General features: G+C 37.7%; 16 protein-coding genes. 4 read left to right on the top strand and 12 right to left on the bottom strand.

Annotation, left to right across the window (positions count from 1 at the left end; genetic code table 11):
• Nucleotides 1-49: 49 nt before the first annotated feature.
• Nucleotides 50-1,699 carry a Zn-dependent hydrolase gene (locus tag M0R16_06785; GenBank protein MCK9612591.1) on the bottom strand — a complete coding sequence of 550 codons (1,650 nt, stop codon included), beginning with the start codon at nucleotides 1,697-1,699 and terminating at the stop codon, nucleotides 50-52.
• A gap of 206 nt (nucleotides 1,700-1,905) precedes the next feature.
• Here M0R16_06785 and M0R16_06780 point away from each other — a divergent pair, with 206 nt between their 5' ends.
• Nucleotides 1,906-3,597: a carboxylase gene (locus tag M0R16_06780; protein ID MCK9612590.1), complete on the top strand. Its 1,692-nt coding sequence runs from the start codon at nucleotides 1,906-1,908 to the stop codon at nucleotides 3,595-3,597.
• Here the strand turns inward: M0R16_06780 and M0R16_06775 are convergent, their stop codons facing one another.
• The 3 genes from M0R16_06775 to M0R16_06765 all read right to left on the bottom strand — a co-directional run bounded on the left by M0R16_06775 (nucleotide 3,598) and on the right by M0R16_06765 (nucleotide 5,749).
• Nucleotides 3,598-4,041, bottom strand: a complete 444-nt coding sequence (locus M0R16_06775; protein MCK9612589.1) for a peptidylprolyl isomerase — start codon at nucleotides 4,039-4,041, stop codon at nucleotides 3,598-3,600.
• A gap of 92 nt (nucleotides 4,042-4,133) precedes the next feature.
• Nucleotides 4,134-5,099, bottom strand: coding sequence for an aminopeptidase (locus M0R16_06770; GenBank protein MCK9612588.1), 966 nt, complete (start codon nucleotides 5,097-5,099; stop codon nucleotides 4,134-4,136).
• A 74-nt stretch (nucleotides 5,100-5,173) separates the two neighbouring features.
• Nucleotides 5,174-5,749 (bottom strand): superoxide dismutase, encoded by a 576-nt coding sequence (locus M0R16_06765; GenBank protein MCK9612587.1) that lies wholly within the window; start codon nucleotides 5,747-5,749, stop codon nucleotides 5,174-5,176.
• A gap of 455 nt (nucleotides 5,750-6,204) precedes the next feature.
• On the opposite strand from M0R16_06765, the gene M0R16_06760 reads away from it, so the two are divergent.
• Complete coding sequence (locus M0R16_06760; GenBank protein ID MCK9612586.1) at nucleotides 6,205-6,633, top strand: GNAT family N-acetyltransferase; 429 nt, start codon at nucleotides 6,205-6,207, stop codon at nucleotides 6,631-6,633.
• A gap of 301 nt (nucleotides 6,634-6,934) precedes the next feature.
• On the opposite strand, the gene M0R16_06755 is transcribed toward M0R16_06760, so the two are convergent.
• The 3 genes from M0R16_06755 to M0R16_06745 form a co-directional block, all read right to left on the bottom strand.
• On the bottom strand, nucleotides 6,935-7,480 hold the full coding sequence (locus M0R16_06755; GenBank protein MCK9612585.1) for a hypothetical protein: 546 nt from the start codon (nucleotides 7,478-7,480) through the stop codon (nucleotides 6,935-6,937).
• Nucleotides 7,481-7,642: 162 nt separating this feature from the next.
• Entirely contained in the window at nucleotides 7,643-8,101 is a 459-nt protein-coding gene (locus M0R16_06750; GenBank protein ID MCK9612584.1) for a hypothetical protein, read from the bottom strand.
• Entirely contained in the window at nucleotides 8,098-8,937 is an 840-nt protein-coding gene (locus M0R16_06745; GenBank protein ID MCK9612583.1) for a histidinol-phosphatase, read from the bottom strand. Before M0R16_06745 ends, M0R16_06750 begins: the two co-directional genes overlap by 4 nt.
• Before the next feature lie 231 nt (nucleotides 8,938-9,168).
• On the opposite strand from M0R16_06745, the gene M0R16_06740 reads away from it, so the two are divergent.
• Complete coding sequence (locus tag M0R16_06740) at nucleotides 9,169-9,567, top strand: glutaredoxin family protein (GenBank protein MCK9612582.1); 399 nt, start codon at nucleotides 9,169-9,171, stop codon at nucleotides 9,565-9,567.
• A gap of 9 nt (nucleotides 9,568-9,576) precedes the next feature.
• Here the strand turns inward: M0R16_06740 and M0R16_06735 are convergent, their stop codons facing one another.
• The 5 genes from M0R16_06735 to M0R16_06715 form a co-directional block, all read right to left on the bottom strand.
• The gene (locus M0R16_06735; GenBank protein ID MCK9612581.1) at nucleotides 9,577-10,293 is read right to left on the bottom strand and encodes a hypothetical protein; all 717 of its coding nucleotides are present in this window, start codon (nucleotides 10,291-10,293) and stop codon (nucleotides 9,577-9,579) included.
• Entirely contained in the window at nucleotides 10,290-10,730 is a 441-nt protein-coding gene (locus tag M0R16_06730; GenBank protein ID MCK9612580.1) for a hypothetical protein, read from the bottom strand. Before M0R16_06730 ends, M0R16_06735 begins: the two co-directional genes overlap by 4 nt.
• Nucleotides 10,731-10,748: 18 nt before the next feature.
• A complete protein-coding gene (locus M0R16_06725) occupies nucleotides 10,749-13,520 on the bottom strand; it encodes a DUF4173 domain-containing protein (GenBank protein ID MCK9612579.1) in 2,772 nt (923 codons plus the stop codon).
• Between the two features lie 70 nt (nucleotides 13,521-13,590).
• On the bottom strand, nucleotides 13,591-13,905 hold the full coding sequence (locus tag M0R16_06720) for a transcriptional regulator (GenBank protein ID MCK9612578.1): 315 nt from the start codon (nucleotides 13,903-13,905) through the stop codon (nucleotides 13,591-13,593).
• The gene (locus M0R16_06715) at nucleotides 13,905-14,537 is read right to left on the bottom strand and encodes a hypothetical protein (GenBank protein MCK9612577.1); all 633 of its coding nucleotides are present in this window, start codon (nucleotides 14,535-14,537) and stop codon (nucleotides 13,905-13,907) included. Before M0R16_06715 ends, M0R16_06720 begins: the two co-directional genes overlap by 1 nt.
• Nucleotides 14,538-14,809: 272 nt before the next feature.
• Between M0R16_06715 and M0R16_06710 the strand changes: the two genes are divergently transcribed.
• Complete coding sequence (locus tag M0R16_06710; protein ID MCK9612576.1) at nucleotides 14,810-17,338, top strand: hypothetical protein; 2,529 nt, start codon at nucleotides 14,810-14,812, stop codon at nucleotides 17,336-17,338.
• Nucleotides 17,339-17,345 lie beyond the last annotated feature (7 nt).

Raw genomic sequence — 17,345 nt, 5'->3', positions numbered from 1 at the left:
TATAGGAAAAACGAACAGAAAGGCAGCTTCTTATACAAAACAAAAATTTTTATAGCCCGAGAATTTCCTTTCCCTGTTCAAAAACAATATCTTTGGGGATATTAGCCGACTTCAACGCATCCAGTTCTTTCTGAAGTTGCGGGTTTATCAAAGCATTTTCTTTCAGGTATTTGCTAGCTCCTTCATAATCGCCATTCCCCTGGAAAACAAGAATGGTTGCTGCCCATTGGTTCATGGCAGTTTTCATTTTTTCAAAATCCACAGTATATGTGGCGGCATCGTTACGGGTAAAAGCTCCGGACTTTTCGAAAAAGTTAAAACACATCATATTTGCCTTCCCGTGAGCACTGGCGGCGCCAAAACGTACTGAGCGGAATATTCCCGCCATAAAAGTAACAAAACAATCCTCTACGCTTATTTCTTTTATCTCGCCTTTTTCTATCAGGCTGGTGACAATGAAAAGGCCGAGTATATCTGCTTTTGCTTCCTCAAAGGCGGAATAAACATCTTTCAGCGCTTCGCGCACAGTTCCCTTACCGTTGATGGTATTTTTTATACCCAGTCCATGTGCCACTTCGTGAAACATCACATTATTGAAAAACGCGTCGAATTTCACATGTTTCATTTGTGCCGGGTCAGTAAGCTTTTGTGATATCGGCACCATGATGTTGTCGAATTTTGCTTTCATGGTATTTTTCAGCTGCAGCCTGCGCGAGCCTTTTTCAAGTTGTACTTGTTCGTCGTTCGGTAGGTTGATGGCTATGGTTTTACTGCCCGCATTGCAGTCGCCGGCGTAATAAACAGCATCATAAACCCCTAGGTCGGACGATGTTCCCGGTACTTCTTTTTTATATTTCTCTTCTACCGGAAGTTGTTTTTGTATGTCGGGCAGTAATGCAACATATTTGTCCAGTTTTTTACTCCATTCCATATCCTTGATAAGCACAAAAGCCTCAAAAGCTGCCTTGTATTCGTAAAGTGCATCTTCATAATTTTCAATCGGGCCCACCACAAAATCAATGCGGTTGTTTTTCATTTCCATCCATGCCATGTCGCTGGGTTGATAAATGCTTGTAATCAAGGCTTCGGCACGCAGTTCTAAATATTTTTTCAGACCTTCGTCTTCGGCAAGTGTTGCTGCCTTTTTTAGGAGTTCAGAAGCTTTTTGAAGCTGCTCTTTATATTCTTCATGATACCACACAACTTTCAGGCTTTTGTCGTCGTTGCGGCGGATAAGGGTGTACAAGCCTGTTTTGTCCTTATTGTCAAGTTTTTCAAATTCTTCTTTGGTCATATCCTGCGGATAATAATTTGCGCCCAGAGGTTTTTCACTATACTTTTGTATAAATGGATTGTTGTCGTCCAGGCGATCCCAAGGCCCGTAATTGATAAGTGCAAACTGCTTTGCGTATTCGCTTTTAATGCTGTCAAGAAACTCATTTTTTTCACCCAAAGTTTGCAACCAGTAAAGCTCATCCATTATTTTTGCAATATCTATAAGTGCAACCACAAGTTGTTTTTCTTTTTCTGTAAGATTGCCCAAATTGGCAGTTAGCTTCACTTTGGCGTATTCATTTACTTTTAATTGCATAATAGAATCTTCTTTTGTCATGGTTTTTTCAATTTTTTTAATGTTGCATCCCTGAAAAACAAATCCTGCGAGAGCAACAACACATAATAAAATAACAGCTTTTTTCATATTCTATGGATTTAGAGTTAACATCTGTTTTTGAGATTACTAAATTAGGAATAATAATTAATATGGATTTTTGAAAACTGTTTTTTATTGCTTTTGAATTTAAATATTTTAGAGATTGATTAAACAAGATGTAAAACTTATGTACCTTTGCCAATAAATTAATATTAAAATAAATTTTTCATTAAAAAACTGTATTTCAACGCTATATGAAACGTAAATTATTAATAAGAGATGTAACACTGAGGGACGGACAACAGTCGCTTTTTGCCACACGCATGACTCAGACACAGGTTGATAAAGCGCTCCATTTATACAAGGATGCAAATTTTTATGCTATGGAGGTTTGGGGTGGTGCCGTCCCCGATTCAATCATGCGTTATTTGGGTGAAAATCCTTGGGAAAGGCTTGAAAAAATAAAAAACATCATAAGCAATTCATCCAAGCTTACGGCACTTTCAAGAGGGAGAAATCTTTTTGGATATAATCCTTATCCGGAAGAAGTTATTGAGGGGTTTTGCCGACTTTCCGTTCAATCGGGCATTGGAATCATGAGAATTTTTGACGCCCTGAATGATGTGGATAACATCAAATCAAGCATTAAATACGTAAAAGAAAATGGCGGTATTGCTGATGCCACAGTATGTTACACTGTTGACCCTTATTTCAGCTCGAAAGATAAACTGAAAGCTTTGTTACGTGCCAAAAAATTGCCAGGCAATATTTTCACCGATGACTATTTTCTTAAAAAAGCTCTTGAACTACAGGCACTGGGAGCCGACATGATTACCATTAAAGATATGGCCGGGCTGATTCCTCCTTTACGTTCGGGGCGCATTGTCCGCTTACTCAAAGAAAAACTGAAAATTCCTTTAAATTTTCACACGCATTGCACACCGGGTTATGGGCTCGCATCTTCTCTGATGGCTATTATCAACGGAGTTGATGTTCTCGATACTTCTATTATGAATTTTGCAGGAGGTTCTGCGGCGCCGGCATACGAATTAATACAATTATTTTGCAACAAGCTTGGTATAGAAACCGGCGTAAATCAGCAAAAAGTTGTTGAAATAAATAAAATACTTAAAGAGATAAGAACAGAACTTGCCGATTTCGACAATTATAAAAAGCTCCCGCGTGAGTTCGATATTACAAAAGATGCCCTGCCGCGTGTTATTGATGACCTTTTCACAATGGCAATAGAATATGCTCAGAATAACAAAGGACAGGATTTATTGCATTGCTGTCACAAAATTGAAGAGTATTTCGGCTTCCCTGAACCTGATGAAAACATTAAAAATGCCGAAATTCCCGGCGGCATGTATTCCAATATGCTGGTACAACTCAAGCAATTGAAACTTGAAAATTTGTTGCCTCGTGTACTCGAAATCATACCCACCGTCAGACTTGCTGCCGGGTGCCCACCGCTGGTAACACCCACCAGTCAGATAGTAGGCGTGCAGGCGGTAAACTGCGTAATTGATGAAAACAAAGGACAGCCTTTTTACACAACGAAATCTATACAGTTTGTTAATCTTGTTAAAGGTCAATATGGAAAAACGCCTATGCCTGTTAAGCCTGAATTCCGTTATAAAATTGCGGGAGTCAAAAAGGAAACCCCTTATGATACCCGTAATTATAAAAAGCAAGACAATCCTGTTTTCCCTGATTACGGGGATGTAAAACTTGCCGAAAACGAACGAGACGAACTACTACTGGAGCTTTTCCCTTCGGTAGCTTCTGAGTTTCTCAAAAACAGGATTATTAATAAATATCTTGAAGAAATACACCGCATTGAAGAAGAAAAGCGGCAGAAATTCCTGAAAGAAAAACAGGCTTATGAAAGCCTCAGCAAAGAAGAAAAACAAAAGCGCCTGTTAGAAGGCCTGTCAAAACTATAATTATTTCTGTTCTTCGATAATTTCAACAGCATTGATAACATCACCCTGGCGGATGGCGTCAATAACTTCCATTCCTTCAACAACTTTTCCGAAACAAGTGTGTTTTCTGTCTAAGTGAGCTGTGTTCTGGCGGCTGTGGCAGATAAAAAACTGTGAGCCGCCGGTATCCCTTCCTGCATGCGCCATAGACAAAACGCCCCGGTCGTGATATTGATTGCCACCGTCCAGTTCGCATTTAATAGTATAACCCGGCCCGCCAACTCCGGTTCCGTGAGGGCAACCTCCCTGTATCACAAAATCCGGAATAACACGATGGAATGTGAGCCCGTTATAAAAACCTTTTTTTGCCAGGTCAACAAAATTTTTCACTGTGCCCGGGGCATCTTTTTCATAAAAGCTGACGGTCATATCGCCCTTAACTGTTTTAATAATTGCTTTTAACATAATATTTGTTTTTTCTGCGGGTATCTGCGCCATCTGCGGGAATTTTTTTTCCATTCTTTTCCCCGCGGATTTCGCGGATTAGCGCTGATTTTTTAAATTTCAAATCCTATCATTTTCCCTTTTTGCATGATGAGCACATCGTCAAAATATACATCCGGCTCTTTCACAAGTCCGTCCAAATGACTGCTCACCGTGATATTTCCTCCCATGCTCACATTGTTTCCGAAAGCTACATGAATGGTGCCAAAAACTTTTTCATCTTCCAGGATCATCCCGGTTAGTTGTGCTTTATAATTGGTTCCTATGCCAAATTCTGCCACCGCACGGGCATCTCTGCCAACCTTATCCAGCATGACAATCAGCCGTTCTGCTTCTTCGCCCCCGGTAATTTTTTCGGCATAGCCATTCACAACCTCAATAGTTATGGATGTGTTCAACATTCCTACACCCGCCATAGAACCATCTATCACAACTATCCCGTTTGTTTTGCCTTCCCACGGAGCAAGGTATACTTCTCCGGAAGGCAGGTTTCCGCTTTCTCCTCTATTACGCATGACACCTTTGCTGGGAAGCACATTGCGCCCGCCGACAGGCATGATAATATCTGTTCCCTTTTCTGTAACCACTCTGACGTTCTTCACTCCCGCCATTTTTTCTGCAATATATTCCGTCAGGTTAACAATTTTTTCAATATCAGCATTCAGGCAACGAATCATGCAATCAACGGTAATTCCGGGCATCGTACCTACCCTGACTCCCAGTTTTGATGCTTCACGGCGGGCATCGGTATGTGTCAGCGATTTTGCCGTTGGGCACACAACCACATCAACTATTTTCATCAGATCGGCTATTTGTTTTGGAGGTTCCTGCCCGTTGATCTCGCGCGATTTGATCTCTACCAGGAATGATTCCCTGCAAAGTTCTTTCCCAGCTTCGTGTAAAGCCTCTGCAATTTCTTTTTTGGTTTCGTCTGTAACGATGAGCAGGGTTTCTTCTGCTTTAAGCCCCATGCAATCTCTGAGTGCAATGAGGGCTGCTTTTTTTAATGCTTCATTCATGATTACCTTTTTTTTGCGAATATGTGTCATCTGCGGGAGAATGTCTTTTTTATTTCCCGCGGATTACACTGATTTTAGAATCTTTGTTCTACAACATCCCAGTTGACATATTTCCAGAATTCGGCCACATAATCCGGTCTGCGGTTCTGAAAATCGAGATAATAAGCGTGTTCCCAAACGTCACAGGTTAAAAGAGGAACAAGCCCGTTACGCAATGGATTTCCTGCATTACTTTCCTGAATAATATCCAAACCGCCATCAGAGGTTTTTACCAACCATGCCCAGCCTGAGCCAAAAAGGGTAACGCAAGCTGAAGAAAATTTTTCTTTAAATCCTTCAAAACTGCCGAATTTATTATTTATCGCATCGGCCAATGTTCCTTCGGGCTTTGGTTTTGGGTTTGGAGATATGCTGTTCCAGTAAAATGTATGGTTCCACACCTGCGCGCCATTATTGAAAATTCCGCCGTTGGCTTTTTTTATAATTTCTTCCAGTGTGGCATTTTCAAATTCAGTGCCGGGAATTAATTTGTTGAGGTTGGTTACATAGGCCTGGTGGTGTTTGCCATAATGGAATTCGATGGTTTTTTGTGAAATAAACGGCTCAAGGGCATTCATTTCATAAGGTAGTTTAGGTAATTCAAACATAATTTTATGATTTAAGTTGTTGATTTTTTCCAACGAATGTGACTCTCAACAAAGATAATTAAATTAAGTTTCTCGTCACGCATCTTGCACCATTAAAGTTAATCAGAAAATTCATTTATTTCACTTCAATTAGATGTTGATAATTTTAAACATTTTTTCTTTGGTACTTTTGTCTTGATACAAAAGTACCCAAAAAATCAAGAAAATATATTCCGAATCTTCACACAAACCACTCGCTGACACCGACATATTTTCTTACCAACGCTCTGTTGCTGCTCTGCAGCAATTAAAAAAAACCACTAATTTACCCGTTCATATCTCTTTGCTTTGTAATTACAATTCATTTTGCCATCAAAATCAATATTAAGAAAAGGGCAATATACGAAAGGCGAGTAAATAGATTCCGGAAATTTTGTTCTTTAAAAAGTTTTCCATTATGTATCTTTGAAAAAAAACCAATGATTCGAATTGTTTCATTTTCTTTCTCCAATCACGATTTATTCAAACAATCTTTTGCTATTCGTCAGGCAGTTTTTGTCAAAGAACAAGGGGTGCCGGAAGAACTGGAACACGATGAACACGAAAAAACCGTCTCACATTACCTTGCATTATACAACAATATTCCCGTGGGCACTGCCCGCTGGCGTAAAACGGAACAAGGTATCAAACTAGAACGCTTTGCTGTTTTGCCTGAATACCGGAACAAAGGAATAGGCGATGCTTTGGTAAAAAAAGTCCTTGAAGATGTAGTACCTTTCAACAAGTTGGTATATCTGCATTCGCAGCTTCCTGCCTGCAATTTATACAAACGTGCCGGTTTTGAAATTGCCGGCGACGTCTTTTATGAAGCTGGAATGGCGCATTGTAAGATGGTGCTGAAATCTTAATTTTTAAAATAGTTTCTTATTTAAAAATTCGGCCTCTTCGCTTTTCAAAGCGTCAATCCTTAATGCAACGCACAGAGAATCCGTCCGCCCGGACGTCGTTGTTCATGAAGGCATTGTAGATGTCGAAGGCCAGGTCGCTTGAATTGGTGCCGCTTACCGTACTAGACCAATAGTAGCCGCTGGAAGCCACATAGATGAGAAAACCATCGATGTAGTCGCGGTAGCCCGCCACGGGCAATTTAAGTGGTGAGACAAAAGCACCGGTTGCATCGTTGCTGCTCCAGCTTAAGCGTTCGGCTTCTCATTCTGCATCTGTTGGCAAGCGGTAACCGCTTGGGCAGGGGTTGTTGATGCCACTTAGGCCCTGCCAGAGGTTATCGTTTTGCGGGCTCCGCCAGTCATTAGGGCTACTGCTAGTGGTTATAAAATCGTCATGCCCGGGCGAATCGGTTGTTGCCAATGTAATTGTAATAACGGAGTTGCGTTTTTCGTGCCCGTCTGTTCCACGTCCCCACTGGTAAAGATCACCGTAAGCTGCGGAATCGGTGCTACTTGCTGCTACCTGCGAAGCACCAAGGTTACGGTCCATCCATATCTCGCCGGTAGTGGGGTTTAGAACATCATTAAGGCCTAGTGTCGTGGTCCACGTTGGCGCACCACCTGTAAAGGTTAAAACATGTCCTTCATTTTCTGCTGCCACAGTAACCCATGCTGTACCATTCCAGTATTGCATTTGGCCAACCTGGGTGCAGGTGGGTACAGAGGGGTCAGTTTCAGTATAGCTGTCAAGTTTATTATTCCAATTGGCAGTATCGGCTCCGCTAATACCACTTGCTACAGATGCCACAAATATTGGGTCGGTTTCGTCAGCATTTGTAAAATGGTCGAGGTCACTAATCTGATTTTCCGTAATTACAATTCCTGTTGATTTATCCCAAGTGCCAAATATTGGGTCAGTTTCAGATGATAAATAACCCGGACTTACTTTTACCCATTTTGTTCCGTTGAACTACAATAAATCGCCTGTTGTTGCACCTGTGAAATCAAAATTTGCTGATACAGCAGGGTCAGTTTCGGTGGTAAGATATGTGCCTAAATCGCTGATTTGGCTCTCAGTTATCGAAATACCCGTTGATTTGTCCCATGTGCCGAATATTGGGTCGGGTTCTGTTATTCCATCAGAAACTGTTTCAGCAGTTTTTGCGTGTAAAGCATAAGGAACGCTTAATAATTGACTTGTGCCTGTAATGGTATAAGTTGTTAATGGTGGTACTACTGCTTTTTTTATTTCAATAAAATAAGGTCCATTTGCCCAATTGATGGTATCAAAACCTGCGCCTCCGCATATTTCAATACTTACCAATCCATTTGCGTTGGTAGTAGGCGTTTGTGTTTTGTGGTAAAATTTTTTGTGTCTAAATAATCTGATTTTATAACATATTACAATCAGATTGTTCTGATTTTTCAAATTGCTTTATCCACCCATTGACCGTCTTTTAAAATTCGGATATTTTGAAAACCAATTCTTTTTAAAACCATTTCAGTTTCTTCAAAATAAGAATTTATATCTGTGGGTTTGTGCGCGTCGGAACTTATTGTTACAGGAATTTTTAAATCAAAACACTGTTTCAGCGCTTCAATTCCCGGATACAGCGAATCACATTTGCCCGTATAAATTCCTCTTGTATTTACTTCAACCATGCAGCCGCTCTGAGCAATTATTTCAATTGTTTGAGACAGCAGTTTTTTATACCACGCATCGTTTTCGCCGAAAAACCTGCCGCGGTTGTTCATTTTAATTTTATCGAAATGTGCAATGATATCGGGCTTTTGCGTAATTATCATTTCGTTCAGCTGGGTGTAATATGCTGCAACGGCTTGTTGAATATCGTTTTTAAAGATTTTTTTCAACCCATTATCATAATTACTTGCCGGCCCGTCAATAAACCATATTTCCTTGCTTTCGGGACTTTTAACCAGGTGAACGGCACCTAAGGTATAATCAAGATTATAGTTTTTTGAATACAAATCAAAACTTTGTGAAACTCCCGGGATATAATCAATTTCTAAAGAAAGGTAAATTTCTATTTGCTCTTTGTATTTTTGTTTTAGCCGGTTAATCTCCCCGCAATATGGTCCCAGATTGGCTTCTGCCAGATTCCACGTTGTTTGAAAAGGCAAGGGTGCATGGGCGCTGAAACCTAAAGATGTTAATTCTCTGTGAATGGCTTCAAGCACATATTTTCCCGGCTCAGCGCTGCCATCGCAAAAATACGTGTGGGTGTGGTAATTTGTTGTTATCATTGAGTACAAAAATACAATTCTTTTAAAACAGTTTGTTTAAGGGCTTTTAAGCTTTTGGTATGCTTTACCATTACTAATTTAAATTCCGTTTTGAAATCATTTAGATTAAATAATAATAATTGATAAATATAATTTAGGAAACTATTGATATGCTTTTTATAAAATCAAAAAACAGACACACTGGTTAAAAGTTCCTTACGTTTCTTAAATTTGTATTTTAAAACTAATTAAATGAAAACGTCTTTCCTGTTTACTTTTGGCTTCTTGTATTCATTATTCAACGTGGCACAGGTGATTGACTCCAATAAAATGGCTTACCAGTTTTTCGACACATCATGTTTTGTTAACGGAATTCATACAATCACCGTTTATTCAAAACCGGGGTGTGGCCGTTGCGAAACAGTTATGAATGTACTTGATAAAGATACTATCCCCTATCAGAAAATCATTTTAAACGATTCTTTATCACATATTTTAGATGCAAAGATTTTTAAAGCACTGCCCAAACCCGGAATAAGTTATGGGGTAAAATATCCCGTACTCGAAATTGACGACAAACTTTTTTTCTACATTGCCAATCACTGGGAGTTTGCCAATGCACTTAAAGATTTTATATTGAGAAAAAAATAAATAGGATTTTCAGTCCTTTTTACTCCTGTTTTCTCTTATCAATAATCCTATCGCAGTAAAATGCATCAGGGCGCCGGCGGCAAAAACCCACCAGTTAAATTTTACAGGAATGTATTTTGTGGCATAAGCCATCACTTGTTCGGTATTACCTATGCCCATAATTTTCAATAACGAAAATTCCTTCAACATAAAACCCGCATAATCCATTGTATACGCAACAATCACAATAAGTGAGCCCACAACAAGAAGCAGCCATATCCATACATTTATTTTAACTTTTTTATTTCTCCCTGAAAAAAATAAAATGAGAGCAGCCAGCAATATCATCATCAGCGAATTTATCACCGGCGCCAGCACAGGGCCTACCCATGTTACCGGAATAAAAAACAATACATCCCATGCTAATAAAGTTTGTGGCCAGCCAAGAAGTACAAACAGAAATACATAGTAAAAAATGTCCCAAACCGCAAACGAAAAAATAAAATAGGCAAACCGCTCAATGGCCGTTTTTCCGGAAATAAAACCAATTCCTAAGAGCATGAGCATGGTGGCAGCTTCACGAAAAAATTCGGTGAACATTATTTCGTTGCTGATGACTTTCATCGGAAAAGCAAAACCTTCGGGATAATACAAGGTGCGGATATATACCACCACGGCGCTTTCGAGATAACCCATAGCAATGGCAAAAACTGCAACCCACAATGTGGTTTTTAAGGTTTTGTTCATCGTTTATTGTTTTTTACCAGATAAACAAAAGCTGCCAGCCCGGAATATGAAAGTAGGTAAAACAGCCAGAAATTAATCCAGACAATGCTTTCAATTCCGTTGTAGGGCTCGCCTATCAATAAAACCAAAAAGGCAAAAAACGAGGCAATCAGCGACACCAGCGGCATAAAACGCCCGAAAAGCTCTTCGGGCTTATGTTCGGCAATCTGTTTTTTCTGAATGTAGAAAAGCGGCAGAAAAAAAGAAACCATATACAGTATGCTGAAAAAAGCAATGCCGGAAAGTTCTGCGATACTTATCAGAAAAAATTCATCATTGTGCTTACCGGTAAAAAGGTCGTCATTAAACATAAGAAGTAAAATAAAATAAGCAATGCTGGTAACTACTGAAGAAACCAAAAATGTGTATAACAATACTTTGAACAAATTTATTTTCATGGCTATTATTTTAAAGGGTTACTTTGAACTTCTTTTGCTTATCTGGCTCGCAATGATGCGTGTATTTGGTAGATTTTCCTTCAGCGAATTGTATGTATCGAGCGTGATGTTGGAGACTTTTAACTCTTTCAGTTGTTTCATTTTATAAAGCACTTCATAATCAGAAACTGAATTGGTGGAAATATCAAGTGTTTCAAGTTTTTTGAGATACAATATGGGTGATATATCATATATAAGGTTTTGCGACAGGTTAAGTTTTTTCAGGTTTTTCATTTGGGTTAATCGTTCGATATTTACCAGCTGATTCTTTGACAGGTCAAGCTCCTCAATTGCAGGCAGAGTCATTGCTGAAATATCCGGAATCATATTAGAGGATATATTTAGTGTTTTAAGTTTGGATAATTTTGAGATATCATCAAAATTCACAAAGGAAGTGTTGCTCAGGTTTAATGTTTCCAGCTCGGTAAGCATCTTAAGTGTTTCTGTTGAGTTCAGACTGTTGTGTGACAAGTCCAGGTACTTGAGTTGGGGATAATAAGCCAATGCTTCCAGGTTGCGTATGGCGTTTGATGCTGCCGTAAGTTTTACGAGTGAAGCAAAAATGGGCTGTGCATTTTTTTCTTCTGCCCAGCCGAAAAACAAAGAAAATGCCGGATTTTTTACGTCGGTGAGCAGGTAAAGATTTTTCAGATTGTTGCCCGAAATATCAATGGTTTTAAGGTTTTTAAACTCTTTGAATTTTTCAATCAGCGAAATATCGTCCAGTTTGAAATTATTTTTAGAGAGATTTATTTCTTCCAGTCCGGCCAGTACCGGCAGATTTTTTATAGTTTCAGAATTTTTCATACTGCTGATGTTGAGGTTTTTCAGATTAATCAAACTCTTCAGGCTTTCTGCATTTATTATCTCGTTTGAAGAAATATCAAGTGAAGTAAGCTTGTCGAGGGAAGCAAGCGGCGAAATGTCAATAATCCCGCTATTTTCTGAAATGTTTAACTCCGTGAGTGTTTTAAAATCTTTGAGTTTCGTAAAGTCATTAATATAATTATTAGATAAAATCAGCTGCTTAAGATTAGGAATATACGATAGGCTGTCGAGATTATAAATTCCGTTTTGCGAAACATCCAGAAAAACAAGTTTGTCCATAACAGAAAGGGGGGTAAGGTCTTTGATTTGATTTTCCGCAACATTGATATATTCAAGGGTTTTAAGATTTTTAAGGGCCTTTAGGTTTGTTATCTTTTGTTTGCGCAGCAAAAGTTTGGCAATTTTTCCTTCATCACTAAGCCGGTAAATTTCTTTTTCGGTGCGGCTTGCTGCCAGGTTCCACGAACGCCAGTCCACGTTGCTGAGGTTGTTCAGAAAATCGTACAGCCGTTTGTGAAGCTTGGCCGTGTAATTTCCCCGGTAAAACAATTTGTCGTAATAATAACTGCTGTAATAATTGTAATCATTCTGCAGGTCAAATGCTTCTTTGGTAAAATCAAATTCATCCGGCGGCATGGTAAGCAGGTCGGGTAAACTGGCAGGGGATTTCAATTCCACCAGATAATTTTTATCAACACTTTTTGAATATTTAATGTTAAAGCGGGTAATTACCTGGTCCCAGTTGAAACATGCGAAAAGCACCAGCACCAGATAAACCACCAAGCTGTTGGCTTTAAAAAGGTAAAGATTGCTTTTTTTACGCCAAAGTTTGTAAAAAGTAGTGATAAGCCCGAGTATTGTTAAAAGCAACCATACATAAACACCCAAACGTTTGTATGTCAAACTGTATTCGCTGATATAAAGCAGGTTACGATAACCTGTTGACACTAAAACAAAAACATTTTGTAATATCCATACATAAGCCAGCCATTTGATATATTTGTTTTTGTCTGAAAAATTCAGGCACCCCCTGAAATAGAAAAGAATTATTATAATTGCAAGCACTATGGAAACTATAAGAGTCCCTGTTCCCTGATGCAGCGATTCAGCCAGAGTCATTCCTTCCGGCAATTGTCTGGTAATCCACAGATAAACTACATCCAGCACATTTACTACCAGTAACAAAACATTAAGCAAGGCCAGCAGGATCACTCCCGAGCGACGCTCCAGCGTTTCGTTTAATTTTTTTCCGAAAAATATATTGCCTTTTTCTTCGTAGTTTGATTGTTGCAGGTTTTCTGGAATGTTGACATCCCAGCGGTAAATTGCCGGAAAATTTCTGTGATAGAAAAACCCGTATAAAATCAAAAATCCCAGAAATGTAAATCGCACCCATGGCCAAGAAATAAAATCGAGATTAATTTTTCGGGTTAAGTCTTTAAAAAGCGGGTTGGATTGTTGGTACAGGAAGAAAAACAACACAATTACCGCAAAAATTCCTACACCAATGGAAAGTTTAATCCAGAATTTGCTTCCCATGGGTTTGTTTTTAGTGGAGCGGCGTTCAATAAAATCCACAATCATAAAGCCAATGGATGAAACATAGGAATACAAAGCGTAAATACCCGCCAGCAATACCGACGAGTTTTTGCTGATGCTTAGCGCTGATATTAAACTTAATGAAACCATATTGGCGAAAAATGCCAGCCAGGTGCCGTACAACATCACACAAACCCCCGAAACAATACTTCCGGCCGCAGCTACATACCAATAGGTGTTTTTAATTAATGTTTTGTTTCTAATCAGTAACAAAATAATTAATGCAAAAGAAAACAGCATGAAGTTTATACCCGGCGATTGCCTGTAAAACAATGCGCTGTAAAGCGCCACTGAAATAATCAGCAAAAAATCATTTTTTTTCATGTTTTTGGTTTTAGATGTTTGTCTGTTATTTATTTAAACATATCTAATTTAATCAGTTATCCGCAGATTTTTATTTGTCTTTGATGTTTTTATGAATAATATTTTCCAGAAAAGTCAGGTGTTTCACAAAGGCTTCTTTGCCCGTTTTTGTTATTTTATAAGTAGTTCGGGGCTTTTTACCAATAAACTGTTTCATAACTACAATGTACTCACTTTTTTCAAGAGCGCTGATATGGCTGGCTAGATTACCATCAGTAACATTGAGTAGTTTTTTAAGCGCATTAAAATCAATGCTTTCATTTACGCTCAGCACCGACATCACCCCAAGCCGGATACGGCTTTCAAAAACCTTGTTCAGATTATTTATATCAAATTCTTCGCTCATTACTCGTATTTAACATACATTACTATTCCGTAAATAATGTGAAGCACTCCAAAACCCAAGGCCCAGAAAAGTAATCCGTAACCAATATAAAAACAGGCAAGCAAGCCGAGAATTATTTCGCTGTAGCCCAAATAACGAATTAATTTGAAAGTAAATACCGATGCGCTCACCAGAGAAATTCCGTAAAATATCAGCATGACGGGAGCAATAAGTATAATAATATGGTAGTACAACAAAACCAGGCAAAACAAGCCTCCAGCTACTAAAGGAACAAAAAGATTAACCAGAAACTTTTTCACTGCCGCATTCCAGACAGCCAGTTCTTTTTTGCGGGCTTTACGGATAGTAAAAATTATTCCGACCGTTAATGCCAATATAAGCATGGCAACAGCATCCGTAACGAAAAATGCCATGTTCCCGAAATTAAAAACCTTGCCGCTTGATAAATGAACGTAATAATTATCACTGAAAACATCCAGATTCAAATACATGTATGCCACTGCCGCACCGCACAAGGCTATTACCCCAATAAATACTCCCGCCAACCCGCTCAGTGATAAAAATTTGGTTGAGGATTCCATCAATGAACGTATCTCTGAGAGATTTTTTAAATGCTCATTTTGCTGATTCATTTTATTTGTTTTAAAAAGTACTTTGAAGTGCAAAGTAAATATTATTTAAATGAAAAGTCAAGAAAAATTTTTTTTAAATGTCACAAATAACAGATTAACAGGCAAATAAATTTTAATGTTCCTAAATAACGATAACGACATCAAAGGGCTTTCATAGTGTATTTTATCAACAACATGACTTCCCTCAATCTGCGCGTCAGTAAAATGTTACGGAACTTAATCGCAATCAATTAAAAATGTTTTAATTTTAACGGGACAATATTAAAATTATCATGCTGAAAAAAATCCTTTTGTTTTTTTTGTTTATCTGTTATTTTTCGCTTTTAAACGCCCAAACTTTTAAAAAAATAGTATTAAATGAAAATTGGAAGTTTTCGGAATCTGAGACTCATCAATGGTTACCTGCTAAAGTTCCCGGCTCTGTTTACAAGGATCTTTACAACAATAAAATAATTGATGTCCCCTTTTATGCTTGTAACGATAAAAACATCCAATGGATTGAAAGCAAGACATGGGAATATCATACAATTTTTCAGGCAGATGATAACTTGTTGAAAAACAATCACGTTGAACTTGTTTGTGAAGGGCTTGATACTTACGCAAAGGTTTATGTGAACCAAAACCTTGTTTTTACTGCGAATAATATGTTTTGCCAGTGGAGCGCCGACATAAAAAATTATTTAATAAAAGGCAATAATGAGCTTAAAATAGTTTTTGAACCAATAGTTTTACACGGGAAAGATGAAACTAAACAAATGAATCAAGCTCTTCCAACTTCTGAGCAGATATTTGCCCGAAAAGTACAATTCCGGTTTTTGGGGGAATACAGTACTGAAATTATAACAACCGGTATATGGCGTCCAATATACTTGAATATATGGAACAATTTGCAAATTGAGGATGTACAGCTCGTTCAAAATTCATTATCTAAAGAAAAAGCCGAACTCACATTAAAGACACAAATTTTATCAGATACCGAACAAGAAGTTGTAATAAAAATTGAAGGTGCAGATAATAAAAATCTGTATGCCCTGGATAAGTTTTCGCTTAACAAAGGAAGCAATAATTGTATGCTGAATTTTTCAATTATAAACCCCATTCTTTGGTGGGTTCATAATTTGGGGAACCCTCATTTTTACAAATTTCTTATCAATATTTATATCGGGAAACAAATTATTGCTTCAAAGCAATTGAATTTTGGGTTACGAACCATTGAAATAAAAAAAGAAAATTATGAAGCCGGCGAATCTGTTTTCATCAAAATTAATGGAGAAGCTGTTTTTCTGAAAGGATCAAATTATGTTCCTCAAAACATATTTTTGTCAGAAATCTCTGAGCGACAATATAAAAAAATAATTTCTCTGGCAAAGGAATCAAACATTAATATGCTCCGAGTTTGTGGCGGTGGAGTTTATGAAAATGATGTTTTTTATGAACTATGCGATAAATATGGTATTCTTGTACTACAGGATTTTATGTTTACAAGTGCGTTGTACACAAATGATAGTGTTTTGGTGAGTGGTGTTAAAAAAGAAATAGAACAAAACATTAAACGATTAAGAAATCATCCGTGTATTGCTTTGTGGGGAGTAAATACTAATTCAGACGAAATTTCTTACAATAAAAACCTTATTAATAAAACCCGCGAAAATTTACGTGACAATAATAATATTAGAAACAAATCTCAAAATGTGTTTTATGAAATTATACCCGGGTTGGTTAACAGCTTAGACTCCGGAAGATTGTATTTCCTTTTTTCTTCTTCCGGCAACGAGCAAATAAACAATAAAAACAAAATACAATTTCAAGACACGAGTTGCTTTTTATTTCCAGATTATGAAAAAACAGAAACTTTTGGGGAATTAATTAACTACTCCGGATTTTGGAGTTTTCCCGAAAAAGGAACTTTGCTGAAAATGTTAGAAAAAAAAGATTTGCTCCAACCATTTGATACCCTTAAGTATTTTCAAAAAAACATTCCTGATTTTAACATCATAAAAAACGACATTGTGCAAGAATACAAATTGCCCGAAAATATTGACGAATATATTTATTTCAGCCAGTTGGCACAAGCATATAAAATTAAATCGTCTGTTGAATCCGGCCGTTCATCCACTACCAGAGTTCATGGCGTTTCATATTGGCAATTGAATGATTTTCTACCTGCTGCTTCATGGTCGGGCGTAGATTACTATCACAACAAAAAAGCCCTGCATTTTTTTATTAAAAAAGCATATGATGATGTTTTAATCAGCCTTGAAAATAAAAATAAAATTTTTATTTATGTTACTTCTGATAAGCTACAAAATATTCAAGGAGAGCTTGAATTAAAGCTTATTGACTTTAAAGGGAACATTCGCTGGGAAGAAAAAAAATATCTCACTATTAAAGCTTGTACGACGAGAATCGCAGAGAAAGTTGATAAAACATTGATACTGGGTGATGCCTCTAAACACGGGTCTCTCGTAATGACAGCTTCGGTTTTCTCCAACGGAAAAATCTTATCACAGAATTTTCTTTATTTTAAGGCAGCAAAAGATTTGTTGCTTGAAAATCCTGGAATAACGTACAATATTATCGCTGTCGGTAAGGAATATGAAATTACATTAAGCGCAAAAAAACTTGCAAAAAATGTATTTATAAGTTTTGAAAATTGCGACAGCCGGGAAGTTGAATTATCCGACAATTTTTTTGATATGATGCCGGGCTCCTCAGTAAGTATTTCTGTGAAAACATTAGAAACATTAGAAGACCTGAAAAAAGCTATTTCAGTCAAGTCACTTTTTGATTATATGAAATAAAATCGGG

The sequence above is a fragment of the Bacteroidales bacterium genome (genome assembly GCA_023228145.1).
GTDB lineage: Bacteria > Bacteroidota > Bacteroidia > Bacteroidales > CAIWKO01 > CAIWKO01.
Note: the sequence above shows the minus strand (reverse complement) of the source record. Positions and strands in the feature narration are given on the sequence as shown.

Coding starts and splice junctions, on each gene's coding strand:
- M0R16_06715 (MCK9612577.1), bottom strand. CDS start 14,537: ATGAATCAGCAAAATGAGCATTTAAAAAATCTCTCAGAGATACGTTCA.
- M0R16_06760 (MCK9612586.1), top strand. CDS start 6,205: ATGATTCGAATTGTTTCATTTTCTTTCTCCAATCACGATTTATTCAAA.
- M0R16_06785 (MCK9612591.1), bottom strand. CDS start 1,699: ATGAAAAAAGCTGTTATTTTATTATGTGTTGTTGCTCTCGCAGGATTT.
- M0R16_06780 (MCK9612590.1), top strand. CDS start 1,906: ATGAAACGTAAATTATTAATAAGAGATGTAACACTGAGGGACGGACAA.
- M0R16_06735 (MCK9612581.1), bottom strand. CDS start 10,293: ATGAACAAAACCTTAAAAACCACATTGTGGGTTGCAGTTTTTGCCATT.
- M0R16_06730 (MCK9612580.1), bottom strand. CDS start 10,730: ATGAAAATAAATTTGTTCAAAGTATTGTTATACACATTTTTGGTTTCT.
- M0R16_06745 (MCK9612583.1), bottom strand. CDS start 8,937: ATGATAACAACAAATTACCACACCCACACGTATTTTTGCGATGGCAGC.
- M0R16_06710 (MCK9612576.1), top strand. CDS start 14,810: ATGCTGAAAAAAATCCTTTTGTTTTTTTTGTTTATCTGTTATTTTTCG.
- M0R16_06725 (MCK9612579.1), bottom strand. CDS start 13,520: ATGAAAAAAAATGATTTTTTGCTGATTATTTCAGTGGCGCTTTACAGC.
- M0R16_06740 (MCK9612582.1), top strand. CDS start 9,169: ATGAAAACGTCTTTCCTGTTTACTTTTGGCTTCTTGTATTCATTATTC.
- M0R16_06775 (MCK9612589.1), bottom strand. CDS start 4,041: ATGTTAAAAGCAATTATTAAAACAGTTAAGGGCGATATGACCGTCAGC.
- M0R16_06770 (MCK9612588.1), bottom strand. CDS start 5,099: ATGAATGAAGCATTAAAAAAAGCAGCCCTCATTGCACTCAGAGATTGC.
- M0R16_06720 (MCK9612578.1), bottom strand. CDS start 13,905: ATGAGCGAAGAATTTGATATAAATAATCTGAACAAGGTTTTTGAAAGC.